Source organism: Paenibacillus psychroresistens, from assembly GCF_009728935.1.
Lineage (GTDB): Bacteria > Bacillota > Bacilli > Paenibacillales > NBRC-103111 > Paenibacillus_AC > Paenibacillus_AC psychroresistens.
Window position 1 is genome coordinate 2,827,275 of the sequence record NZ_CP034235.1, and the last position, 24,118, is coordinate 2,851,392.

25 protein-coding genes and 1 other annotated feature are annotated in these 24,118 nt (G+C 41.0%); of the genes, 21 read left to right on the forward strand and 4 right to left on the reverse strand.

All coding sequences use genetic code 11. The features are described 5' to 3' along the window. Nucleotides 1-15: 15 nt before the first annotated feature. Nucleotides 16-513 (reverse strand): hypothetical protein, encoded by a 498-nt coding sequence (locus EHS13_RS12660; protein ID WP_155700699.1) that lies wholly within the window; start codon nucleotides 511-513, stop codon nucleotides 16-18. Between the two features lie 542 nt (nucleotides 514-1,055). Between EHS13_RS12660 and EHS13_RS12670 the strand changes: the two genes are divergently transcribed. Together EHS13_RS12670 and EHS13_RS12675 are read left to right on the forward strand one after the other, a co-directional pair. Continuing rightward, nucleotides 1,056-1,556, forward strand: coding sequence for a hypothetical protein (locus EHS13_RS12670; RefSeq protein WP_155700700.1), 501 nt, complete (start codon nucleotides 1,056-1,058; stop codon nucleotides 1,554-1,556). Between the two features lie 56 nt (nucleotides 1,557-1,612). Further along, nucleotides 1,613-3,385, forward strand: a complete 1,773-nt coding sequence (locus tag EHS13_RS12675) for a stalk domain-containing protein (RefSeq protein ID WP_162463090.1) — start codon at nucleotides 1,613-1,615, stop codon at nucleotides 3,383-3,385. A gap of 270 nt (nucleotides 3,386-3,655) precedes the next feature. Here the strand turns inward: EHS13_RS12675 and EHS13_RS12680 are convergent, their stop codons facing one another. Continuing rightward, the gene (locus tag EHS13_RS12680; protein WP_155700702.1) at nucleotides 3,656-3,862 is read right to left on the reverse strand and encodes a DUF1657 domain-containing protein; all 207 of its coding nucleotides are present in this window, start codon (nucleotides 3,860-3,862) and stop codon (nucleotides 3,656-3,658) included. A 135-nt stretch (nucleotides 3,863-3,997) separates the two neighbouring features. Here EHS13_RS12680 and EHS13_RS12685 point away from each other — a divergent pair, with 135 nt between their 5' ends. From EHS13_RS12685 to EHS13_RS12760, 16 genes are all read left to right on the forward strand, one after another. Next, entirely contained in the window at nucleotides 3,998-4,858 is an 861-nt protein-coding gene (locus EHS13_RS12685; protein WP_227013916.1) for a DUF421 domain-containing protein, read from the forward strand. 13 nt (nucleotides 4,859-4,871) lie between these two features. Further along, nucleotides 4,872-5,348: a stage V sporulation protein AC gene (gene spoVAC, locus EHS13_RS12690; protein ID WP_155700703.1), complete on the forward strand. Its 477-nt coding sequence runs from the start codon at nucleotides 4,872-4,874 to the stop codon at nucleotides 5,346-5,348. Between the two features lies 1 nt (nucleotide 5,349). Continuing rightward, a complete protein-coding gene (gene spoVAD, locus EHS13_RS12695) occupies nucleotides 5,350-6,366 on the forward strand; it encodes a stage V sporulation protein AD (RefSeq protein WP_155700704.1) in 1,017 nt (338 codons plus the stop codon). A gap of 14 nt (nucleotides 6,367-6,380) precedes the next feature. Continuing rightward, nucleotides 6,381-6,731, forward strand: coding sequence for a stage V sporulation protein AE (gene spoVAE, locus EHS13_RS12700; protein WP_155705330.1), 351 nt, complete (start codon nucleotides 6,381-6,383; stop codon nucleotides 6,729-6,731). Between the two features lie 271 nt (nucleotides 6,732-7,002). Further along, nucleotides 7,003-7,959: an AAA family ATPase gene (locus tag EHS13_RS12705; protein WP_155705331.1), complete on the forward strand. Its 957-nt coding sequence runs from the start codon at nucleotides 7,003-7,005 to the stop codon at nucleotides 7,957-7,959. Nucleotides 7,960-7,962: 3 nt separating this feature from the next. Continuing rightward, a complete protein-coding gene (locus tag EHS13_RS12710) occupies nucleotides 7,963-9,231 on the forward strand; it encodes a DUF58 domain-containing protein (protein WP_227013917.1) in 1,269 nt (422 codons plus the stop codon). Then, nucleotides 9,232-11,505, forward strand: coding sequence for a transglutaminase TgpA family protein (locus EHS13_RS12715; protein WP_155700705.1), 2,274 nt, complete (start codon nucleotides 9,232-9,234; stop codon nucleotides 11,503-11,505). Nucleotides 11,506-11,610: 105 nt separating this feature from the next. Continuing rightward, the gene (locus EHS13_RS12720; protein ID WP_155700706.1) at nucleotides 11,611-12,105 is read left to right on the forward strand and encodes a YqeG family HAD IIIA-type phosphatase; all 495 of its coding nucleotides are present in this window, start codon (nucleotides 11,611-11,613) and stop codon (nucleotides 12,103-12,105) included. A 20-nt stretch (nucleotides 12,106-12,125) separates the two neighbouring features. Further along, complete coding sequence (gene yqeH / locus EHS13_RS12725) at nucleotides 12,126-13,247, forward strand: ribosome biogenesis GTPase YqeH (protein WP_155700707.1); 1,122 nt, start codon at nucleotides 12,126-12,128, stop codon at nucleotides 13,245-13,247. A 41-nt stretch (nucleotides 13,248-13,288) separates the two neighbouring features. Continuing rightward, nucleotides 13,289-14,149 carry a shikimate dehydrogenase gene (gene aroE / locus EHS13_RS12730; RefSeq protein WP_155700708.1) on the forward strand — a complete coding sequence of 287 codons (861 nt, stop codon included), beginning with the start codon at nucleotides 13,289-13,291 and terminating at the stop codon, nucleotides 14,147-14,149. A 12-nt stretch (nucleotides 14,150-14,161) separates the two neighbouring features. After that, nucleotides 14,162-14,452: a ribosome assembly RNA-binding protein YhbY gene (yhbY, locus tag EHS13_RS12735; RefSeq protein WP_155700709.1), complete on the forward strand. Its 291-nt coding sequence runs from the start codon at nucleotides 14,162-14,164 to the stop codon at nucleotides 14,450-14,452. 27 nt (nucleotides 14,453-14,479) lie between these two features. After that, complete coding sequence (locus EHS13_RS12740; RefSeq protein WP_155700710.1) at nucleotides 14,480-15,067, forward strand: nicotinate-nucleotide adenylyltransferase; 588 nt, start codon at nucleotides 14,480-14,482, stop codon at nucleotides 15,065-15,067. Then, nucleotides 15,057-15,623, forward strand: coding sequence for a bis(5'-nucleosyl)-tetraphosphatase (symmetrical) YqeK (yqeK, locus tag EHS13_RS12745; RefSeq protein WP_155700711.1), 567 nt, complete (start codon nucleotides 15,057-15,059; stop codon nucleotides 15,621-15,623). The genes EHS13_RS12740 and yqeK overlap by 11 nt, the downstream gene beginning before the upstream one ends. A 16-nt stretch (nucleotides 15,624-15,639) precedes the next feature. Beyond that, nucleotides 15,640-15,987, forward strand: a complete 348-nt coding sequence (gene rsfS, locus EHS13_RS12750) for a ribosome silencing factor (protein WP_193571497.1) — start codon at nucleotides 15,640-15,642, stop codon at nucleotides 15,985-15,987. Next, nucleotides 15,984-16,877, forward strand: a complete 894-nt coding sequence (locus EHS13_RS12755; RefSeq protein WP_155700712.1) for a CvfB family protein — start codon at nucleotides 15,984-15,986, stop codon at nucleotides 16,875-16,877. The genes rsfS and EHS13_RS12755 overlap by 4 nt, the downstream gene beginning before the upstream one ends. 4 nt (nucleotides 16,878-16,881) lie before the next feature. After that, the gene (locus EHS13_RS12760) at nucleotides 16,882-17,667 is read left to right on the forward strand and encodes a class I SAM-dependent DNA methyltransferase (protein ID WP_155700713.1); all 786 of its coding nucleotides are present in this window, start codon (nucleotides 16,882-16,884) and stop codon (nucleotides 17,665-17,667) included. Between the two features lie 182 nt (nucleotides 17,668-17,849). On the opposite strand, the gene EHS13_RS12765 is transcribed toward EHS13_RS12760, so the two are convergent. Beyond that, nucleotides 17,850-18,908 (reverse strand): asparaginase, encoded by a 1,059-nt coding sequence (locus EHS13_RS12765; RefSeq protein ID WP_162463091.1) that lies wholly within the window; start codon nucleotides 18,906-18,908, stop codon nucleotides 17,850-17,852. A 134-nt stretch (nucleotides 18,909-19,042) separates the two neighbouring features. After that, nucleotides 19,043-19,274 (forward strand) — a binding site (T-box leader). Nucleotides 19,275-19,354: 80 nt separating this feature from the next. Between EHS13_RS12765 and leuS the strand changes: the two genes are divergently transcribed. Beyond that, a complete protein-coding gene (gene leuS / locus EHS13_RS12770) occupies nucleotides 19,355-21,811 on the forward strand; it encodes a leucine--tRNA ligase (RefSeq protein ID WP_155700715.1) in 2,457 nt (818 codons plus the stop codon). Here leuS and comER read toward each other — a convergent pair. Further along, the gene (gene comER, locus EHS13_RS12775; protein ID WP_155700716.1) at nucleotides 21,808-22,617 is read right to left on the reverse strand and encodes a late competence protein ComER; all 810 of its coding nucleotides are present in this window, start codon (nucleotides 22,615-22,617) and stop codon (nucleotides 21,808-21,810) included. The two genes, leuS and comER, sit on opposite strands and share 4 nt — an antisense overlap. 305 nt (nucleotides 22,618-22,922) lie before the next feature. On the opposite strand from comER, the gene EHS13_RS12780 reads away from it, so the two are divergent. Together EHS13_RS12780 and EHS13_RS12785 are read left to right on the forward strand one after the other, a co-directional pair. Continuing rightward, entirely contained in the window at nucleotides 22,923-23,486 is a 564-nt protein-coding gene (locus tag EHS13_RS12780; protein WP_155700717.1) for a ComEA family DNA-binding protein, read from the forward strand. A 54-nt stretch (nucleotides 23,487-23,540) separates the two neighbouring features. Then, a complete protein-coding gene (locus EHS13_RS12785; RefSeq protein ID WP_155700718.1) occupies nucleotides 23,541-24,056 on the forward strand; it encodes a deoxycytidylate deaminase in 516 nt (171 codons plus the stop codon). The last annotated feature ends 62 nt before the right edge of the window (nucleotides 24,057-24,118 follow it).

The window sequence follows — 24,118 nt, forward strand, 5'->3', positions numbered from 1 at the left end:
CATCAACTCCCTTATCTATATATAGTATAACCCAATTAGCCTTTTGGCTTCAAGAGGTGGAATAGCCAACAATCGTTGTTTACTGTTAACTACTTCCATCCCATAGTGATCTATGTAATATTCCATTAATCCTGTCTTTGCTTTCAGCAATACATAGCCGTCTCCACCGTTTTCTAAACTAAATAGACAGGCTTGGGCGAATAAAACTTCCCCTGCATTTATAAACTGTTGCGATGGTTTTCGATTAAGAGGTGCTTTTTCAGTAAGCTCGAGCTCAACATATCCTTCTCTAAAGGCAATTGCAATTAATCCTTGAATAATATTATTAATATTATTACCAATAATGTGTAACTTATATGCGGTATATTCATGATTTTTCTGAAAGTATTCGCTCCAGTTTAGCCCTCGAGACCATCCTTCGCTTTTCCTTATAAGTGGCAAATCAGCCCGGGTCAATAAACTGAATCCTGCATCATATATTTCACCATTGCGATGATTCAATTTCCAAGTCAAGACAGGTTCCTCCTAGCCAATTCCTTGCTTCATTGTACTATAATATTTGAAATCGAACTAGCATCACTATTGCCTGCATGATCCTATCAGTACTGACAAAGAAGGGAATGAAATTACGCTTATTGATATCTTAGGTACAGAAACGTGATTTAATGAAAGGGGGAATTCATATATTATGTCGAATTGTTTATCTTGAACATTTTATGAAGAGATGGCTGGACTATTTCACTACTAACTGATTCTGAAAGGATTATAATGAGGCTAAAATTAGGTGTTTTTATTATCATGTTTACATTAGTAATGAATGCTTGCAGTAGTTATGAAATAACTCGAATAAACAGTAAGACTTCAGGAAATACAGAGCTTGATAGCATGATGATGCTGAGATACAAGTAACAAGAACCTGGGAAAACGATGAGAAAGATCAAACTTCGTATTCAATTATCAAAGATAAGGGATTATGGTAAATGGACAATCGGTTTTAAGAATTTTGTTGGTAAGAGTCGGTATGTTATTATATGATTCGAGAGGCAGTGATAATAATGAACAACAAAACAAGCGATATAACTCATGATTTTAGCGATCCTATCCCATTGCAGGTACTTTCAGTTGATAAAGCGTACGACCTTATCCCTAAAGAGAAAGGTGTTTACATAATCCTTCGAGATAGTAGTGAACCTGTAGTTTTCTTAGAGGAAAGTGTAGGAGGGCATTTTAAGAATCAAGATCCGACCGTATCTATTAAAGTATTATCAAAAAAATGGATTCCGGATACGGAAATACTGTACATCGGTCAATGTGGGTCAGGTATATCAAAAGGAACTCTACGTTCTAGAATTAAACAATACATGGATTTTGGGAATGGCAAACCTGTTGGGCACTGGGGCGGCAGGTATATCTGGCAAATTTCCGATCATAAAGATCTATTCATCGTATTTAAAGCTGTTCCAGACGATGAGGATCCTCGAGAGGTTGAGCAAGAATTAATTTACAGGTTTATGAAAGTTTACGGGGATCTTCCATTTGCTAATACAAATAAATAAAGCCAATAAAACATATGCTAGATTACATACCATTTTACAACAAAAGGGGATTACCTATGTTCAACCGGCGGTTAGCTAGACTATCATCTAAAGCTCTCTTCGTTTTTCTATTATTCCTATTGTCGATGATATTCTTGGCTGCTTCCGCATTCGCAGCAGTTGATAGCAAGTCAATTTCCGTAATGATTGATGGAAAAGAGCAGCAATATGAGCAGTCGCCGCTAATTGAAAAGGGACATACCTTAGTGCCGTTGCGTGCCATTTTTGAAGCATTAGGTGCAGAGATTAAATGGAATGCAGTGACTCGCACTGCAACTGCAACTAAAGATGATATAGAAGTTGTAATCACAATCGGTCAAAAAACAGCCTATGTGAACAGTCGCCCACAGCTGCTCGATGTGAGTGCTCAAATCATCAATGGGCATACGATGGTTCCGCTTCGCTTCATTAGTCAAGCTTTTGGAGCTTATGTGAATTGGCGGCCTTCGACGAATACAGTAGCTATTAAAACGACTAGGATAACTCCTGAAACCTCCAAGCTCCAAATGCCTCTAAAAGCTGTCGAATCGGCTCCAATTGAAGCAGTAACAAGTCCGAATGGTATACCTCAAATAGAAGAGGCAGTTCTACTTAAAGCACCTTTAAACCCACCTCTAGCAACTCCAATGTTTACGGTTCCATTGTCTGAGTTAAGTCGAAATTGGAAGTCTTTTGATACCGTTCATTTCAGAATCTACTATTATGATCAAGAGAGAGAGCAAGATATAATCATCCAATCGCAATATTTTGATGAAATTTACGAGATATTATTAATAGAATTCGGCCATCCTATGCCTGAACAAATACCGGTTTATTTCTATAATGAAACCGATTACTTAGCAATCAAGGAGCTTCCGCCATGGTCCATTGCTGCTTGGGAACCAGCAACGGATAGCATGAAAATTAAATTAGAAGCTGCCCACGTCAATAATCAGGACTTAATGAGTTTTAGACATGAGCTTACTCATGCGATCACTTTATCTTCTATTGATTCCTCTCTCTATGAAGCACCAACCTGGTTTATGGAAGGGGCAGCCACTTATTTTGAACAAGCACAGCCTTACTATGATCTAGCGCGTTCTAGAGTATTGTATAAAGCTCTGCAAGATAATAAGTTAATTGCTTTCTCGGATATTGCAGCAGATTCTACTAAATGGCTTGAAGCGGATGTTGGGCTAATTTATGCAGAAGCTCAATCGTTTTACGGATACCTTGTTGCTCAATATGGAGAAACGAATATTAATGAGATTTACTACACAGCAGACAACTTCACAAAAGTGATAGATCAGATAACAAACCATTCACTAGCGGATCTTGAAGCCAGTTGGAAATTAGCATTAGCTCAAAGCTACTCAACAGCAACACCTCTTAACGGGCAAATATTTTTTATGGAAGGAGCTTGGTATGAAGGTGGGATTAAAAATGGCTTGCAGGAGGGACAGGGTAAATATTTTGACAATGATAAATTAGTATATTCTGGAGAGTATAAGGATGGGAAATTCGAAGGACAAGGTGTTTTTTTCTATAAGGGTGGAGCTGTCTACAAGGGTGAAATGAAAGCAGGAAGTCCAAATGGTTACGGCAAATATTATTGGGCTGAAGGGGACCACTATGAAGGGAATCTGGTGAATGGTGAATTCGAAGGGCAAGGTATTTATTATTGGATAAATGGGGACGTTTATACAGGAGAATGGAAGGCTGGCAAACAGAACGGCCAAGGAACTATTCGCAATGCTGATGGATCTGATTTTTCAGGATTATTTATAGATGGTGAAATCGCATACTCTTAATATAGACTAGCTTCTCTTAAAAAAGTATCGAGAATAGGCTGCTGTCTCGTCGCAAATATAAACTAATGCATACTATAGGACTATCCCACCTAGTAGGTTTTTATTTAGTTATAGATCGGAGACCTGCAAATGAGTCAACGACAAGGCTTGGTTCTAGTTCTTGTACTGTTTATTTTATTGGTCATTCTTTCATTAGTCCTATAATTTTATCAGCAACAAAAAAACAGCCTCAACTTCTAAGTTGACGGCTGTTTTTTTGCGTTCTTTAATTTAAAAACCTTTGTATTGCGGTTCTTCATTCTCTAACTGGCTTACACGAGTACTTACAGAATCAACGATTTGCTGAGCGGAGACTGAAGCATTTTCAAACAAGGTTTTTGCTTCTTGATTTTCTGTGCTTAAGGCAAATTGTTCTAGACTAGCTTGCGCACTTTTTAAAGAGGCTAAGCAAGTTTTTACATCTGATGCGACTGTCATCGTTTTCCCTCCTAATTTTCTTACCCTAGCTAATATGCACCTTATTTCTAAAAAGCATGTAAAAAAATAAATTCATACATTTACAAGGATTAGCAAATAATTTTAAGGTACTTTCGAAAGAGAGGATGAATCGAAGTGCCAGATTGGAGCTTAATATTTGTTCGTTCTGTTGGGGCTATCGTGATGTTATTTGTGATCGCGCGTATTTTAGGTAAAAAACAAATATCACAGCTAACTTTTTTTGAGTATATTTTTGGAATTACATTAGGTGAGCTTGCTGGGTTTATGTCAACTGACATTGAAGGCAATTATCTGCATGGCATTGTCGCATTAGCGACTTGGTTTGTATTTGCTTATTTGTTTGAAATAATCACAATGAAAAGTATTTTTCTACGAAAATTAGTCGAAGGAGAAGGGACTGTCATGATAAAGGATGGTAAAGTGCTGGAGGCAAATTTGAAAAAAGAACGGTTTACAGGTGATGAATTAATGCAATCGTTACGCAAGAAAAATGTCTTCAATTTGGCAGATGTTGAGTTTGCTCTATTAGAGTCAAGCGGTAATTTAAGTGTATTAGTGAAACAAGAAAATCAACCGGTTACTCCTAAAGATTTGGGTGTTAAGGTTGTTGCACAGCCCGAATCGCAGATAGTTATTAATGATGGTGAAATTATGGAGGAGCCATTAGCGATTATTGGGTTTACTAAAGTATGGCTTAATAAAGAGCTTGATAAGCGAGACACACCAATTAATAGTGTGTTTTTAGGGCAGCTGGATGCTCAGGGAAAGCTATATCTCGATCTATATGAGGATCAATTAGACAAACCACGCTTGCAGAATAGAACGATACTAAGGGCAACTTTAAAGAAATGTGAAGCAGATCTTAAGCTTTTTGGTTTAGCCACTAAAAGCAAAACAGCACGAAAAATGTATGCCGAGCAAGTCACAAAAATCAGAAAAATAATACAAACGCTGGAGCCATTATTGGAGCGTTAAAAGGGAGGATATTATGTCAAATGAAACCAAGAAAAAGCTAACTAAAACCCAGCAGGAGTACCAAGCCTTAGCCAAAACAATTGAACCCAAGCGACCTGTTATAACAAATTGTTTACGTGCATTTTTAGTAGGTGGATTCATTTGTTTAATTGGTCAGGGCTTGAGCTATATGTTTATTCATGCTTTTGGCTTTACCAAGCAAACTGCAGGTGATCCTACTGTAGTAACATTAATTTTAATATCCGTTATCCTTACCAGCTTTGGTGTATATGACCGTATTGCTCAATGGGCGGGTGCAGGCTCGGCTGTGCCTGTTACAGGTTTCGCAAATTCCATGTCGTCAGCGGCTATTGAGCATCGAAGTGAAGGTATTGTGTTGGGGGTTGGCGGTAATATGTTCAAAATAGCAGGAGGAGTTATTGTATTTGGCACTGTAGCCGCATTTGTTATTGGGATTATTAGCTATATTTATCATGGAGGAGGGCATTGAAATGCTGCAAGGACATCAAAGCTGGAAATTCACGAAGCGCCCGGTTCTTCTATCAACGGCAGCTATTGTAGGTCCTGACGAAGGCAAAGGGCCACTTGCAGAGGATTTCGATATCGTGCATGGAGATATCACGATGGGTGAATCAACCTGGGAAAAATCGGAAAAGGTTATGATGGAGGAAGCAGCTAAGCTCGCCATTAAAAAAGCAAAGCTTACCAAAGAAAAAGTGAATTTCTATATCGGTGGAGATTTAATGAACCAGATCATAAGCAACAGCTTTGCTGCTCGAACCTTAGCTATTCCTTTTCTTGGTATATTTGGAGCTTGCTCGACCTCAATGGAAGGCTTGGCTTTGGCAGCAAATTTGGTAGATTCAGGGAGTGCTGATTATGTTATGGCAGGCACCTGCAGCCATAATAGTACAGTAGAGAAGCAATTTCGCTATCCCACCGAATATGGCTCTCAGAAGCCGCCTACAGCACAATTCACTGTAACAGGGGCGGGAGCAGCCATTGTAGCCAAACAAGGTAAAGGGCCTGTTATAACACGTGCTACGATGGGGCGAGTCATTGATATGGGGATAACGGATCCCTTTAATATGGGAGCAGCTATGGCGCCGGCAGCTTTAGATACCATTGAAGGACATTTTCGCGATTTTAAATGCGATCCATCTTATTATGATCTTATCGTCACAGGTGATTTAGCAAGGGTAGGAAGTGAAATCATCCAAGCTTTATTTATTAAACATAATTTGAAAATCGACCCTGCTCAATATAATGATTGTGGGTTAATGATGTATGATCGCGAGAAACAACATGTGCAAGCTGGTGGAAGCGGGGCTGGCTGTTCAGCTACAGTAACTTATGGACATTTGGTCAAAAAAATCCAAAAAGGTGAGCTGAAGCGCATACTCGTTGTGGCAACAGGCGCACTTTTATCACCATTAACGTTTCAGCAAGGGGAAAGCATTCCTTGTATTGCTCATGCAGTTGCAATTGAACATGAAGGAGGTGCCTAATCATGGAGAATATCATGCCTTTTGTATGGGCATTTATTGTTGGTGGAGCGATTTGTGTTCTAGGACAGCTCTTAATGGATGTTGGAAAGCTTACACCTGCTCATACAATGAGTTTACTTGTTGTCTTAGGAGCAGTTGTAGATGGATTAGGCTGGTATGATCCGTTTATCCGTTTTGCAGGTGCTGGAGCTACCGTACCTATCACGAGTTTCGGAAATGCGTTAGTACATGGTGCTGTAACTAAACTGCATGAGGATGGCTGGATTGGCATTGTCACCAATATATTTGATGTAACAAGTGCCGGTATTTCCGCTGCGATTGTATTCTCCTTTTTTGCAGCATTGCTTTTTAAGCCCAAAGGTTGAATCCATTATAGCTGAATCTATGGAACGCTCAAAAAAATATTTGGGCGTTTTTTGTATTTTCCCGAAACTTATAGCCATTTGTATACGTTTACTATTAATAGAAAGACATAGACAAACAATATACATAATTTTACACTTAAGTTGTCTTTGTAATTGAAACGTAACTATATTTTTTAACCTATTTCTTGTAAAATATGAATGAACCATGAAATTAGTTTATATTTACGGAATAGTTTATTTTATTCAAAAATTCTTAAGAGGAAGTGACATGATGGCTCACGCAAACGAAGATTCAAATCGGATTAAACAACTAAGAAAAAACTTGGAGAATTGTGTTTTAGGAAAACAAGATGAGATTGTATTGTTGTTAACCGCGTTTTTTGCTGGCGGACATGTCCTTCTCGAAGATGTACCTGGAACAGGTAAAACCAATTTAATTAAAGCTTTAGCCAGGTCGATAGATGGTCAATTCCGTCGTATTCAATGTAATCCGGATCTACTGCCATCTGATATTACAGGCGTTTCTATTTACCATCCTAAGAATGAAGCTTTTATTTTCAGACCAGGACCGGTCATGACGAATATTCTGTTAACGGATGAAATTAATCGGGCAACCACTAAAACTCAGTCAGCACTGCTAGAAGCTATGGAAGAACGCTTTGTTACCGTGGATGGTGAAAGCTACGAGCTGCCTAAACCATTTCTGCTAATGGCTACTCAGAATCCAATTGATTTTGAAGGTACATATACTCTGCCAGAAGCACAATTGGATCGCTTTATGATGAAATTTAGTTTGGGATATCCGGATGAAGCAGCCGAAAACAAGATGGCATTGACACAAAGTGTTTCGAATCCTTTGGATGCATTGGCAGCAGTAATGACAGTGGATCAGGTCAATGATCTGCAGCAAAAAGTAAAAGAGGTTCATATCGACGAGGCAGTCATTGAATATACGGTTTCTTTGACGCGAAAAACGCGTGAAACGTCTACCATTTTTCTGGGAGCTAGCCCGAGAGCGACGCTAGCTTTAGTCCAAGCAGCTAAATCGTATGCCTTGATCCAAGACAGAGATTTTGTTATCCCTGACGATATTAAGTATTTAGCACCATTTGTATTGGGACATCGCATTTTATTGCAATCAGAAGCACGTATGCAAGGTTTAACGATTATTTCAGTATTAGACTCTGTAATGAAGCAGGTTAGAGTGCCCGTTCGATTGGAGCGATAAAGGATGAATGAACTATATCCCAAAATAGAGCTACAAGACATGCGAATGCCGCAGCGTTATTTGTTTGGAATTAAAGTACGTGTTTGGTTAGTGCTTGCTAGTTTTGTAGGAACACTATGTTTCTTCCTATTTCAAGGTGGAAAGCTATCATTCATGGTTTTTATCATAGTCAGTGTATTATGCATTTACTTATGGCTTGGCCAATGGAGCGGTATTCGCAAAAGTAAAGGCGAACGCACTTTAATTACTCCTGGACACGAATTCATCATGGAAGCAGGATCTACGCTTGGAGTCAAGATCAAACTGGATATTCCGGGTTATTGGCCTGTTCCTTATGTTTTAATTAAGGATCATTTACAAAGGCATAATGGCGGCGATCAGATATTTGAAAGCTCATTAATTCCTGATTGGAAAAGATCGGGCATAATGGAATATAAGACACCACCCTTACGTCGTGGAATTTATAACTTTACCAAAACAGATTGTTCTACAGAAGATATATTTGGTTTTTTTGAACACAAAGGTACTCTAGCTTTGGAGCATAGCTTTAGCGTTCTTCCACAAAGAACGGCTATTCGCGAATGGAAAAAACTACAGCAGATGCTTAAAGGAATGCACCATCATTCTTCAACTGCACGTGCAATGAGAGAAACAACTCAAATTAATGGAGCGCGAGAATATAATTACGGGGATAGACTATCACGCATTCATTGGAATGCAACAGCCAAAACGGGAACATTAAAATCCAAGGAGTTTGAAAGAGAATCATTGCCCAAAACGATTGTAATCTTAGATAGAGCTAAGCAGCATTATGCGAATCAAGAGCAATTTGAGCTTGCTGTTTCCATAGCGGCCTCATTAATTGAATTTGGGACTAAACGAGATTTGGCATTTGGGCTGCTCTCAACAGGAGCAAGCTCTGAATATTTTGAACCTAAATATGGGCAAAGCCAGCATATGCAAATTCTGAACCATCTTATTATGGTCGAAGCAGATGGTAAATTCTCATTAGAGCAAGTGCTTAAAGAGCGGACAAAAAGCTTACTGCCTGGAACCTTTGTTGCCATTATTTCTCCCCAAGTTGGAGAATCTATGATGTCTGCTTTAGCTTGGGTTAACCTCCGTCAAATGAGCCCTTGTCACATTTGGGTCCATGATGAGAAGGCTGAAAAACAAGTAGAATGGATGAAGACGCTGCGTCTTAAAGGTTATTTAGGCTATGACGTTCCTAGATTAGATGAGCTTTCACAAGTGTTGGGGGGGCGAAGCTAAATGGGTGTTCAGAAAAGCCGCATAACCCGTACGTTATTTTTCATATTACAAGATTGGGAACGACGCTTAACTTTATTGTTGGTTGGATTATTTATCATGCAATTTCTACGTTGGTTCGCTGCTGAAGATGGAGGCTGGCTTCCGTTAACAGTCCAATCGGTCTATTACTCCATGTTATTCGTTTTTGTTGTCATGCTGCCAACACGTATGCCGTTATGGCTTCGTTTTAGCTTGCAGCTGATTGGTGTAATCTTAATTAATGGGATTGCTGTTAATTATCATTTCATAAGTGTCAAAATCAATTCTTGGAAGCAATTCTCTTATTTTATGAAAGCTAACTTTCATCAGCTTCACCCCTATGTTTGGTTTATCTTAGGTACCTGGCTAGCCTATCTATTTATATTCTGGTGGGTAAAGGTTAAATGGCGAATCGCCTTTTTTGCAATCGGCAGTGTAATTGTAGTCGCTATTCGAGATTCTTTTAGTGTTAATGAGCTTTGGAGTCAATCGGCCCTCATGATTTTTTGCGGATTATGCTTAATGGTCGTCCATCATTTTGCTTCCTTAAAACGAAAAAACCCCACAAGCTGGGCTTATATTGCCGAATATCCAGGCGCTCTTGCTTTGCCAGTCGTCTTAATTCTAGGCTTAACGATGTTTCTTGGTTCACTTGCAACGGATGTAAGCAATGTATTAACCGATCCTTATACCATGTATAAATCTTGGAAAGGTGAAATTGTCGAGAAAATCATAAAAAATAGCGGTTCTTCCTCTAGTAAAGCAGCTTCGAAAGGCAACTCGTCATCTGGATATTCACGCAATGATAGTACTTTAGGTGGCGGCTTTGATTTTGATTATTCACCCGTTATGAGGGTAGATTCCACAAAACGCAGCTATTGGCGTGGGGAAACATTGAGCGACTACACAGGTTCAGGCTGGAAAATAAGCGCTAAAGAGAAGAATACTGGAATCTCTGGAGAACTTAATTTTGCTCAATTGCCGATTGACCCAAGAATTGATATTTCCAAATTAAAAACAGTAGATGTTACACAAACGGTTATTTTTGAAAATGATACGCAATATCCGGTTATTTTTGGTGCTTTTCCGCTTTCTGCTGTTATAAGTATAAACGGAGAGCCTCCTGAGGTTTCTCAACTTAGCTGGTTGCAAAACCAGAGCGAATTGCTATGGCGGACTGCTGATAAGTCTAAAAAGCTGCGCTATCCTAAAACTTACACAATCGTTTCGAAGGTACCTGTTATTGATGCTGCTGGGCTTGAGGGCATAACGACACCGCCAGTGAATTTAGCAGAATTGTCCGAATATCTAGAGCTTCCACAGGCACTTCCCGCTCGTGTCGGTGAGCTAGCTCAAACAATAACAGCAGCTTCTACAACGCAATACGATAAAGTGAAAGCAATTGAGCAGTACTTGCGAACCACCTATCCTTATACAAGCAAACCTAATATAAAGCTTGGGAAAAGCAAGGATTTTGTGGATCGATTCTTATTTGAGATTAAGGAAGGGTATTGTGATTACTTCTCAACAGCTATGGCTGTGCTGACCCGATCTATCGGCGTCCCAGCTCGTTGGGTGAAAGGTTACTCAGGGGGCACCTCCGGACAGGATGAAGCCAGACAGCGCGGTAATATCCCAGATGGTGCTCTAGAGGATTATGATGGAGCGGATATTTATACGGTGAAGAACTCAAATGCCCATTCATGGGTAGAGGTTTATTTTGAAGGATATGGCTGGTTGCCATTCGAACCAACTTCTGGATTTGTTATCCCACGCGTATTGCCAGATGGTGAGTTAGCTCCAGTACCAGAAACGGAAACTGCACCTGCTTTGGCAGAAGTAGATGAGGAAAACCAATCATTTCGTGGTAAAGGAATTATACTATCAATCGGTGGCTTGGTTTTATTAATTGGAGCGGCATACATGCTGTTTCGTGCCCGACTTAAGCTTATGTATCGAAGGTTTACCATTGTCAGACGTCGAAAACAACGTAAAGCGAATAACTTAAATGAACAAGTTGTCCATGAATATAGCCGTTTATTACGGTATATGAGGCGTAAGGGAATTCCTTCACAAGAGCATGAAACAGCAAGAGAGCTGTTTCTAAGGCTAAGTGATCGTCAAGGCTGGCTGAAAAAGGAATTAGAAATCATATTGTCGCTTTTTGAGAAAGCCAAGTACAGCGGTAAATCTGTAACTATGGATGAGTTAAAGCAAGCTACCCTGATTTTCAAAAGATTGCGACATGATATGTAAAATGCTTCTGGCTACCGTCCGCTGCTGCGGGCGGTTTTTTGCACAAAAAAGCCGAAGTATGGTATAGTTTCACGTATATATCAGGCGAACGTAGAGGTGAAAGTATTGTTGCACAAATTTACACCCCGGCTGCGGGTGAAAACAATCTATGAAATTCCGTTAGATGAATTATGGGAAAAAGGTATTCGCGGGATAATAACTGATTTAGACAACACTTTAGTTGGTGCCAAAGAACCTTTAGCGACACCTGAGCTTGTAGTATGGCTGGAACTAGTTAAACAAAAGGGTTTTAAGGTGGTTATTGTTTCTAATAATGCGGAACTTCGTGTGCGGAATTTTGCTGATCCGCTGAAAATTCCTTTTATTCACCGTGCCAAGAAACCAACGAACACAGCTTTTATCAAAGCTTTACAGTGGATGGAGCTTACAGCAGAGCAGACGGTTGTGATTGGGGATCAGATGCTGACGGATGTATTAGGTGGCAACCGAATGGGGCTTCACACTATCCTTGTATTACCGATTGCTGTTCTAGATGAAGGCTTTTTCACAAAAATTAACCGCAGGATAGAGAAGGTTATACTTGCAATAACGCGAAAATAAGACGGGAGACTTAAGTCTATATGGTAGAAGAAGTTATAGAAATTACGAATTGCGAAGGCTGTGGAGTGAAGCTTCAAACGGTAGATACCGCTAAGCTTGGATTTATACCAGAGCAGGCATTAACTCGTGTTCCAATTATTTGTCAAAGATGTTTTAGAATCAAGCATTACAATGAGGTTTCCAGCGTAGCCCTGCATCAAGATGATTTTCTGCAAATATTAGGGCATATCGGTGGGACACAAAGCTTGGTTGTTCACATTGTCGATATTTTTGATTTCGAAGGCAGCTTGATTGGAAGCTTGCCGAGATTTATCGGGACGAATCCGTTAATGCTGGTAGTGAATAAGGTTGATTTATTGCCAAAGGTTAGTAATTTGAATAAAATTGTCAATTGGATTCAACGACAGCTTAAAGAGCAAGGTCTTAAGCCAGTAGAAATCGTCATGGTCAGTGCGAAGAAGAATATTGGTTTTGAGCGGTTTATGCAGACCTTGGATAAGCACCGTGCAGGCAAAGATATTTATGTTGTTGGCGCGACCAATGTAGGAAAGTCCACTTTGATCAATCGTTTGATTCGTGATTATAGTGATTTGGAAGCGGAGTTAACCACATCGCAATACCCTGGAACAACTCTGGATATTGTCAAAATACCTTTGGATGACGGCAAATTCATTATTGATACTCCGGGGATTGTTTATAAGCACAGATTGAGTGAGCTAGTAGCCAAAAAGGATATTCAAGCCTTGCTGCCTAGTGAAGCGATTAAGCCGATGGTTTTCCAATTGAATGAACAGCAAAGCTTGTTTTTTGGAGCCCTGGCTCGTTTTGATTTTGTCCGTGGAGAGCGTCAATCCTTTACCTGTTATGTCTCGAGCGCAATTAAGATTCACCGCACCAAGCTAGAAAAAGCGGATGAGCTATACGCAGAGCATCGTGGAGTCATGTTAAAACCGCCAACTCTAGCGGATATAGAGCTGCTGCCTCCATTAGCTAAGCATCCCATCCATATTAAAAAAGGAAGTAATATAGATGTGCTTATTTCCGGTCTGGGCTGGATCAAAATTAACAGTCTAGCGGGTGCCGAATTGGAAGTCCACGTACCTAAAGGCGTTAAGCTTTCCATTAGGGAAAGTTTGATTTAAATAATTAGCGTATAAGTTTTTCCTTAAGGAGAGTCGGCCAATTGAGCTCAAACCAAACAATTAATAGTCTGACTACTTTTTATGGGGTTTTCGGAAGCCCAATCAGTCATTCGAGATCGCCGTTGATGCTAAATCGCGCGTTTCAAGAGAATGGGATTAATGCAGCTTATGCTGCTTTTCATATTGAACAAGGGACTTTAAAGGCAGCCATAGATGGGATTCGAGCCTTGCGCTTTCGTGGTGTAAATGTGACGATTCCCTATAAAGTAGAAGTGATGTCTTACTTGGATGAAATCGATGAAGGTGCACGAGTTATCGGTGCGGTTAATACGATTGTTAATGAGAATGGAAAGCTGATCGGCTATAACACAGACGGTATTGGCTACGTACGTTCTTTATGTGAAGAAACGGGAATATCGTTGCAAGGTAAACGTGTGCTTCTATTAGGCGCAGGCGGTGCAGGGCGCGGTATTGCTTACGCTTTGGCCAAGGCAGGAGCAGAGATAGTTTGGGTCAGCAACCGGACCGAATCGAAAGCAAATGAGCTGGTTTCCTATATTTCTTTGCTGACGGAAGCGAAATACATTGCAGCGGAAGCAATTGCAGGTATAATAGATAAAGTGGATTTGGTCGTGAATAATACGTCTTTGGGTATGTATCCGAATATTAATGAGATTCCGCTAGACCCAAGCTTGCTTCATGATAAGCTTGTCGTCAGCGATATTATTTATACACCTATGGAAACTTTATTTTTGAAGGAAGCTAGAGCAAGAGGGGCTAAGACTCACGGTGGTTTGGGAATGTTCATCTATCAAGGAGCCTATGCCTTTGAATATTGGACAGGGCAGAATGCTCCTATTCAAGCTATGCGTGAAATTGTTTTGCAATCTTTAACGGAGTAGGAGGGTATGAACATGTTAAACAACAAACAGAAGAAATTTTTGCGCTCGCAGGCACATCATTTGAATCCTATTTTTCAAGTTGGCAAGGGCGGAGTTAATGATCATTTAATCACTCATATTAAAGAAGCTATTGAAGTGAGAGAATTAATGAAGGTTACAGTATTGAACAACTGCGTTGAGGATAAACATGAGGTGGCAGAAGCATTGGCAACAGGAGCAAGTGCTGAGCTGGTTCAAGTCATCGGTAAAGTAATTGTGCTGTATAAAGAATCCAAAGATAATAAAACGATTGTACTCCCCTAATTATTGAAAAAGCGAAGTGAATCTCGGATGAAAATTGGTATCATGGGTGGCACATTTGATCCGATTCATCTCGGACATATGATTGCTGCTGAGAGTGCGCGTGAAGCTGCAGGTTTGGATGAGGTTTGGTTTATACCTACTTTTATTCCTCCACATAAACAGAACCTACCCCAAGCAAGTGCTGAACAGAGATTAGCCATGGTTCAATTGGCTGTTTCAGATCATCCTAATTTTCGTGCGGTCGATTATGAGCTTGAACGTGGCGGAGCTTCCTATACAGTAGATACGGTAAAGGTTCTACGTCAATTACATCCGGAATTATCGTTTTATTATATTATTGGGGCAGACATGGTGATGTATCTACCTAAATGGGTTCGAATTGAAGAAATCATGGAGTCGGTATCGTTTATTGGCTTACAGCGACCTGGCTTTGAGGTCAACTTAACAGAACTACCTGCAAAGCTAGCAGCAAAAGTTCAGCTGGTTGAGATGCCCTTAATCGAAATATCCTCCACTTATATTCGGGAGAAAATGCGGCTCCGTCAATCTGTAAAGTATCTGGTGTGCGAGAAATTACGCATATATATGGAGGCGAATCAGCTGTATGAATCGTGAATTAATGATTGAAGCGGTACAAGCGCAAATGCCAAACAAACGTTGGATTCATGTAAAGGGTGTAATGAGCTCTTCGGTTACGCTAGCTAAGCAATTTGGTGCGGATGTCGAGAAGGCAGAATTGGCTGCGCTATTACATGATTATTGCAAATATTGGCCTGTGGATCGGCAAGCTCAGGTTTTGATTGACTCGGGTATGGCAGGAGATTTGTTGGAGAATGATAAACAGCTCTGGCATGGTCCCGCTGCTGCATGCTTTGTGCAAGCCGAGTTTGGTATTGAGGATATCGAGGTATTGGATGCCATTCGCTACCATACATCCGGTCGGGTGGACATGACGCTTTTGGATAAAATTGTCTGTTTAGCCGATTATATCGAGCCTGGACGTGACTTCCCTGAAGTGGATAAAATTCGAAAAAAAGCCGAAAATAGCTTAGAGAAAGCCTTGATCGCTGGATTCGATAGTACCCTGCTTTTCTTGATTTCCAAGAAGCAACGGATTTATCCATTAACACTTTTAGCAAGAAATGCACTGATTGAAGAGATTTCCAAATGATAAAGGGGTTGACGAATTGAGTATATCTATTAAAAATATTATGGAACAAATGGTTGATGCGGTTGAAGATAAGAAAGCAATAAACGTCGTGACATTGAATTTAGAGGGTATCTCTCTAATTGCAGATTATTTTATCATCTGCCATGGTAATTCTGAAACACAAGTGCAAGCGATTGGTTCATCTGTACGTGAAAAAGCAGGCGAACTAGGCATACGTGTTCGTGGTATCGAGGGTATGAATACAGCACGTTGGGTATTGGTTGACTTAGGTGATGTTGTCGTACACATATTCCATCGTGATGAGCGTGAGTTCTATAACTTGGAGCGCTTATGGTCGGATGCTAAAATTGTGGAGCATGTATGAGTCACGGACTTGAAGCGGGAACAGTCGTTTCAATGCGCGTAGGCAAGGAGCTTGCGCCTTATGGTTACTTTATGACTGACGGTGATCAGGAAGTATTGCTTCATTACACTCAAGTTGTCGGAGAAATTCAGGTAGACGATGAGCTTGATGTTTATCTTTATCACGATGCTCAAGATCGCTTATCTGCGACTATGAAGCATGCTTTTCTTAAGCTTGGCGAGGTAGGTTTGTTAGAGGTTGTTGATATTCATCCGCGCTTTGGCAGCTTTCTCGAAATGGGCTTGGGACGTCAGCTATTGCTGCCATTTCGTGAACAGCCTGAGATGAAGGAGCTGCGTCCGATAGTTGGCGATAAGGTTTATGTCGTGCTATCACAGGATCGCCAAGGTCGCTTGATTGCTAAGCTTGCAGGTGAGGATCAGCTTATTCCATTGGCTTATCATGCACCAACGGCGTGGAAGAATCAATGGGTGATGGCGCGAGTTTATAAACCATTGCAGCTTGGAAGCTTCGTTGTTTGTGAAGGTGGAATTCTTGGCGGCTTTGGTGCCATTGGACTTATTCATAGTACGGAGCGTACAGAGTTAGTTAGACTTGGGCAGCTGGTTGAGGTTCGTGTGATTTTTGTGCGTGAGGATGGACGAGCTAACCTCTCGATGCGACCGTTAAAAGAAGTCGGGCGTGATGAGGATTCGGAAACTATTCTAGCCTATATAAAACTACAAGCGGATCAGATGATGCCGTTGACTGATGCATCTTCAGTTGAAGCGATTTTTGATCAATTTAATATTAGTAAATCATCCTTTAAACGTGCGTTGGGTAAGCTGATGCGTAATGGTCTAGTTGTACAGAAGGACAACGGGACATACTTGAAGCAAACGGAGGAATAACTTTATGTCCTATACAAAGTTTGCTTATTATTACGATCGCTTAATGGATAACCTGCCCTATACCGATTGGCTGCGTTTTATGGATACCTGCTGGGAGCGTTACGGGAAACCAAAAACCATAGTAGATCTTGGCTGTGGGACGGGCAGTCTGGCAATTCCACTGGCACAAAATGGTTTGCAAGTAACTGGCATCGATTTATCGGAAGACATGCTTGCGGTTGCGCAGAATAAAAGCCAAGGCATACCAGGTGGGTTGAATATCGCTTGGGTGCAGCAGGATATGCGGGAATGGGAGCTGCATGAGCAGGTAGATGCGGCTGTTTCATTCTGTGATTGCTTGAACTATATCACCGAAGAGGATGAAATTGTCCAAGCTTTTCGTCAGACATATCAAGGCTTGAAATCCGGCGGATTGTTTATTTTCGATGTTCATACCCCTTTTACGCTGATATCATATGCAGCAACCCAGCCTTTTTTCATGAATGAAGAGGACATCGCTTATATCTGGACTTCAGAGCTTGAGGATGAAACCTGCGAAATTTGCCATGAGCTAACTTTGTTCGTTCGTGAAGACGACGGGAAAAGCAGCTTAAGCAAGGATCGCTCACCTCAAGAATCCAAGTTTTTACGCTTTGAAGAAACACATGTGCAACGAGGCTATCGCTTGGACTGGCTTAAGCGTCAGCTGCTTGATATAGGCTTCATTGATGTGGAGTGCTTTGGTGATTTTCGTTTTGAGCCGGTGCATGCCGAGACGGAGCGCGCGTTCTTTGTTTGTCATAAACCATAAGCGGCTTAACGATTCTAAATGAGGTGTTTAACAAAAATCTGGCGTTAATAACGAAATGATTTCGTTATTAACGCCAGATTTTCGTTGGTTTAAGTAGAGGAGCGAGAACTAAGGATTTAAAGCGCTGCGAGCGCTCTAAATCGTGCAGTGGAGGTCAGACGGCAATTACGCCATAAACCAACTCAACTCGTCTGATGGATTTCGAAGAATAAAGATGTTTCCTGCATAAATTGAAGAATCTGCGAATGCTCTTTGAAGCTGCCATAAGCTAGCATAAGCTTAACAAGTGCGGTTTCTACTGAGATATTTTCGAGTGGGATCGCTCCTGCTTCTAACAATAAATGAGACGAAGCATAGAGATCACCAGCTTTATTCTTAATGGGCGCAATATATACTGTCACTTCATGTGACTGGCAATAAGCTAAAAAGTGGAGAATGGATGCATCAAAAACATCTGAATTTCTAGTTGAAGCTGTACCTGAGTGATATAAATCGTGCAATACTGCTACAGGTTTACTCTTACTAAAGTCATAATATCGATAATTAAGCCCTGGATAGGGTCTAAGATAAAGCACCTCATTGGAGAATGACCACGGAACATTATTAACCTCGGGAGCAGACTGGCTCTGCAGCTTTGCAACTGACGGGTTAATCGCATGGGTATTATGTATAAATTGATGGTTACTCATCACCCCGAATGGAGCAGAATAAGTACTGTCATATTCATCTGTGAATGGATCCGACTGTGATAGTCTCGTACCTAAATGCACAATTGCTTCTCCTTGACTATTCTCAAAAATAACAAATACCCCAGCTAGACATTGCTCCATAATAAAATCTACGGCATGAGAAAAGTTTAATACCCCCTTGCCACGAGGATCATTTAACGGAAAATTACTCGCAATTAACATAATTGGAATGGGGATTCCCTGGGAGGCTAAGCTTAAAGCCGCTGCAGTGAAGGGTAATGTATCTGTTCCATGGGTAACTATAATTCCTTCATACAACGAATAATCTATGTTTTCAAGCTCTTTAATCATCGTCAGCCAATCCTCAGGAACTAAATTTTCGCTTAAAATATTCAATGGCTGAACGGTATCAAATTCAATCTGGCGCGAAGGCGTGAAAGCTCCATAAAGCCGAATCAATTCATAAGAAGCAGCAACGTCTACATCTATATTTCTTTCTGTTTTACGACTTCCTATAGTTCCACCCGTAAAAATAACCTTGATTTTTTTCAATTTGAAGCTCCTTCCACAAAAATCTGTTGGAATTAGTATACTTGATCTGCGCACATTTCTGAAGTGGTTGAATGGGATCACTTGACATTATGGCTTTATTTTGCATATAATCAAGGGAAATTACTGTCTATAAACAACAAGCAATGAAAAGAAATAGTAATTCTCGAGCCACTTTCAGAGAGCCGGCGGTTGGTGCAAGCAGGCAGTAGGCAGGAATGAACTCGTCTTGGAGCTAAGGATGAAACTGGAATTATCCAGCGTAAATCATTTCGTCGCCCGCGTTAAGGGTTTCAAGTGAGCAGAAATGGCTTTTATAGCATGTCTGTGAATTAGGGTGGTACCACGGGAAGCAATCTCGTCCCTAGCGTTGCGCTAGCGATGGAGGTTTTTTTTATGCCAATTTTTAGTAAAAAAGCTAGACCACAATATACAGGAGGTACAATAAAATGGCGCAAGATGTGAAGCAGTTCGGCTACAATCCATTAATTATGGAGCCTAAATGGCAGAAAATATGGGATGACAACAAAACGTTTAAGGTGCTTGATGATACGACTATGCCTAAGTTTTATGCGTTGGATATGTTTCCTTATCCGTCTGGTGATGGCTTGCACGTGGGGCATCCTGAAGGAATGACAGCTACAGATATCGTCTCTCGCTACAAGCGGATGAAAGGGTATAACGTGCTTCACCCGATGGGCTGGGATGCTTTTGGCTTACCGGCTGAGCAGCATGCGCTTAATACAGGTCAGCATCCGAAGGAATTTACGATCAAGAATATTAATAATTTTCGTCGCCAGATTAAGACATTGGGTTTTTCCTATGATTGGGATCGTGAAATCAGTACGACGGACCCTGAGTATTATAAATGGACGCAATGGATTTTCATTCAATTATACAACAAAGGTCTTGCTTATCTAGATGAAGTATTGGTTAACTGGTGCGAGGCGCTTGGGACGGTTCTTGCGAATGAAGAAGTAATTGATGGCTTAAGCGAGCGCGGCAACCATCCTGTAGTCCGTCGTCCGATGCGCCAATGGGTATTGAAAATCACCGAATACGCAGAGCGTTTATTGGATGATTTGGAAGAGCTGGACTGGACAGAAGGCATCAAGGATATGCAGCGCAATTGGATTGGAAAGTCCGTTGGGGCAGAGGTGCATTTTGCGATTGCTGGCTATACAGACTTAAGCTTGACTGTATTTACAACTCGACCGGATACTTTATTTGGAGCTACTTATTGTGTGTTGGCGCCAGAGCATGAATTAGTGGCGAAGGTCACAACAGAATGGCAAAAAGAAGCTATCGCCCAATATCAAGAAAAGGCATCGCGTAAAAGTGATTTGGAGCGAACGGATTTAGCTAAGGATAAAAGTGGTGTGTTCACGGGGGCTTTTGCTATAAACCCGGTTAATGGTGCTAATGTGCCGATCTGGATTGCAGATTATGTGCTTGCTGGTTATGGTACTGGGGCAATCATGGCTGTTCCTGGGCATGACGAGCGTGATTACGAGTTTGCCAAACAATTTGAACTACCCATAGTAGAAGTTGTGCAAGGTGGAAACGTATCAGAAGAAGCTTATGCAGGCGATGGCGCTCATGTTAATTCAGGCTTTTTGGATGGTTTGAGTAATGTCGAAGCGATTGCCAAGATGATTGCGTGGTTGGAAGCCGAGGGTAAAGGCCAAGGGAAAGTTACCTATCGCTTGCGTGACTGGTTATTCAGCCGTCAAAGATATTGGGGGGAGCCAATTCCAATTCTTCACTTGGAGGATGGCACTATGAAAACAGTCCCGATCGATCAATTGCCGTTATTGCTGCCTGATATCACACAAATTACGCCTTCAGGGACTGGAGAGTCACCGTTAGCTGTTGTTGATGAATGGGTTAATACAATTGATACCGAAACAGGGATGAAAGCACGCCGTGAAACCAATACCATGCCGCAATGGGCTGGGAGCTGCTGGTATTACCTTCGCTATATCGATCCGCACAATGACAAGGAGCTTTGCTCAGCTGAGCTGCAGAAGCAATGGCTGCCTGTAGATCTTTATATCGGTGGCGCTGAGCATGCTGTATTGCATTTGCTGTACGCTCGCTTCTGGCATAAGGTGCTTTATGATTTAGGGATCGTCTCCACTAAGGAGCCTTTCCATAAGCTAGTGAATCAAGGGATGATTCTTGGTGATAATAATGAAAAAATGAGTAAATCGCGCGGAAATGTAATCAATCCCGATCAAATTGTCAATGAATTCGGTGGAGACACCTTGCGTATGTACGAAATGTTTATGGGGCCGCTTGAATCCACTAAGCCATGGAATGTAAGCGGAACAGAGGGGATTTATCGCTTCTTTAACCGCATCTGGCGCTTGTTTATCAACGAAGAAGAAGGGTCATTAAACGCAAAAATAGTAGCTTCACCCGAAGAAGGACCGTCCAATGATGCTTTTAAGCGCACCTGGCACCGATCCATCAAGAAAATTACGGAAGACTATGAAGCATTAAGGTTTAACACAGCTATTAGTCAGTTAATGATTTTCGTCAATGAAGCTTACAAAACAGAGCAATTGCCATTCGCTGCAATGGTTCAGTTTGTACAAATGTTATCACCGATTGCACCGCATATTGCTGAAGAGCTTTGGGAGCAATTGGGTAAAAAAACCAGCTTAACATATGCAGCTTGGCCAACCTACGATGAAGCTTGGATTGAAGACAATGAAGTCGAAATCGTTGTACAAGTAAATGGTAAAATTATAGAGCGTGTCGCAATATCAAGAGAAATGGAAGAAGCCGCTATGCAAGAGCTTGCCCAAAATCTTGATAAAGTTAAAGAAGCCATCTCTGGCAAGACGATCCGTAAAGTGATTGTCGTGAAAGGCAAGCTAGTTAACCTAGTTGTAGGTTAACCATTTACCTTCGCCATATCTTCTTCAAATTTAGCATGTGTGATATGAATAAGCTGGTTGAATACCCCATCCAGCTTAAGATCAAGTAATTTAAGGCCTTCAGCGGTAATTCCACCGGGAACGGACACGCGTTTTTGCAGTTCACCCGGTGTAAAACCGCCTGTGGTAAGCAGCTTACCTGTGCCAAGCAGCATTTCACAAGCTAAACGGTTGGCATCGGAATAAGGAATTCCCGTTTCATCGACAGCAGCGCGAATAAATTTCAAGAGAATAAGTGAGAAAAATGCCGGTCCACAGCTAGATATATCCGAGGATATCCGTGTGAATTTTTCGGATACCCGGATTGGCTCGCTGATAAAGGACATCAGATTCTCAATCTGGAGTATATCTTCCTGCAGCATGCGTTCTCCAAAAATACACAAAGTGGGTCCGCTCATGACGTAATTGGTTATACTGGGGATAATTTTAGCTATTTTGCTAGAAAGCTGGTCTTCCAAGAAGGCAATTGTAATCGGGCTTGTGATTGAAATGATAATATGTGAAGGTTTAACATAAGGTTGAATCTCACTAATTACATTCTTAAATTCACTTGGTTTGATGCATAAGAAAATAACTTGGCTTAGCTGCACAACTTCAATATTGCTGTTTGCTTTCACTAAACCATTGAATTGTTCAGCTAACCGATCTATTTTACCAGATGTTCGATTACTTGCTATAATCACTTCTGGACTAAGAGCTCCCGTTTGAATAAAGGATTCTATTAGGATGCTGCCCATACTGCCTGTTCCAATGAAGCCGATATTCATTAAAACCCCTCCCATATATGAAATGCTATTCCAAATATATGCGGCGATACTGCTTCTAATGACTTTATAAGGCATTACAGCTAGAGAGTCAGCTAATTAAGGCTTGCATAATTTTCCAAAAGCGTTTATATTATTTTTAATTGAACAAAATGTGCGGAAGAACCGCCTCTATTCACTTTAAACGTGAACAGAGGCGGTTCTTTGTTTGCGCTGAGGAGTGGAGTTGTGTATAAAGTTGAATTTGAAGAAGCATATGAGCTATTTATTCTACAGCATTTGAAGAAAAGAAAAGAGGAGGAACTGTAATGTGGTTGTTTTTACAACAGTACAAGAAAGTGATAGCTTTATGTGTAATTCCACTTATTGCGGTTGTTGGGTTAGTTGGATTTGAATTCAAGCATGGGGAGAGTGATGGTTCGAAGCCGCTCATAGTCAATCAAGAGATGAAAGCTCTGTTAGTGGAGCAGAATGATGAACTGAAAGCTTCTACTGCGCCAAAAGCTGTTAAGTCGCCAAAAGTTAGTTCCCCAAAGATTAATCCAACAGAGACAAATTCACCTAAAATAATTGTTCCTGCAGAAGTAACAGAATTACCGGTAGAATCTACTCAGCCTGAAACTTCAATCGCACCGAAGAAAACAGCTAAACCTCCTTCAAACTCAAAGTCTCCAAAAGCCAGCTTCATGGTTAATGTGAATACCGCAAATTCGGCTGAGCTGATGGAGTTATCAGGGATCGGTGAAAGTAAAGCAAAAGCAATTATTGCTTATCGTGAAGCCCACCCGTTTCAGATGTTGGATGAGTTAATGAACGTAAAAGGCATTGGTCCGAAGATCTTCGCGAAAATCAAAATGCACCTTGAGCTTTAAATTTCAGGTGAAGTATGAGAAAATGAGCAGTATAAACGTTTTAAAGGAGCATCTATGTCGATCAGAAAAGATTGGAATACTTATTTTCTTGATATTGCTTATATGGCTTCGACCCGCTCACAATGCTCAAGACGTCATGTTGGCGCAGCACTAGTACAAGGGAAGAAATTGTTAGGTACCGCGTATAATGGGGCTCCGATGGGGGTGGCTGATTGTTCGGAAGCGGGCTGTTTAATTGTCGAAGAATTAGAAATTAAGCTTCTAGACAATGGAGAAGAAGAGATGACGCGCAAGCAACGTTGTGTGCGTACCATTCATGCTGAACAAAACCTGCTGTTATTTACGGATCGCAGGGACCGCGAAGGCTCAGTTGTTTACGTAACTGATCAGCCCTGCTGGACATGTGCCAATATGTTAGCTAATAGCGGAGTTATTGAAATTGTCTACCATCGTGCTTATCCCAAAGATAGTGATAAAGTTAAAGAACTGATGATGCAGCTAGGCATCAAGTTTATTCATATGGAAAATTATTCGCCGCCTGCTAGCATAGAAATAGAAGTAATCAATTAAATAAGTATAATAGGGAAGCACCCTCTTCGTTTTGCGAAGGGGGTGTTTTTGCGTTGTTTTGA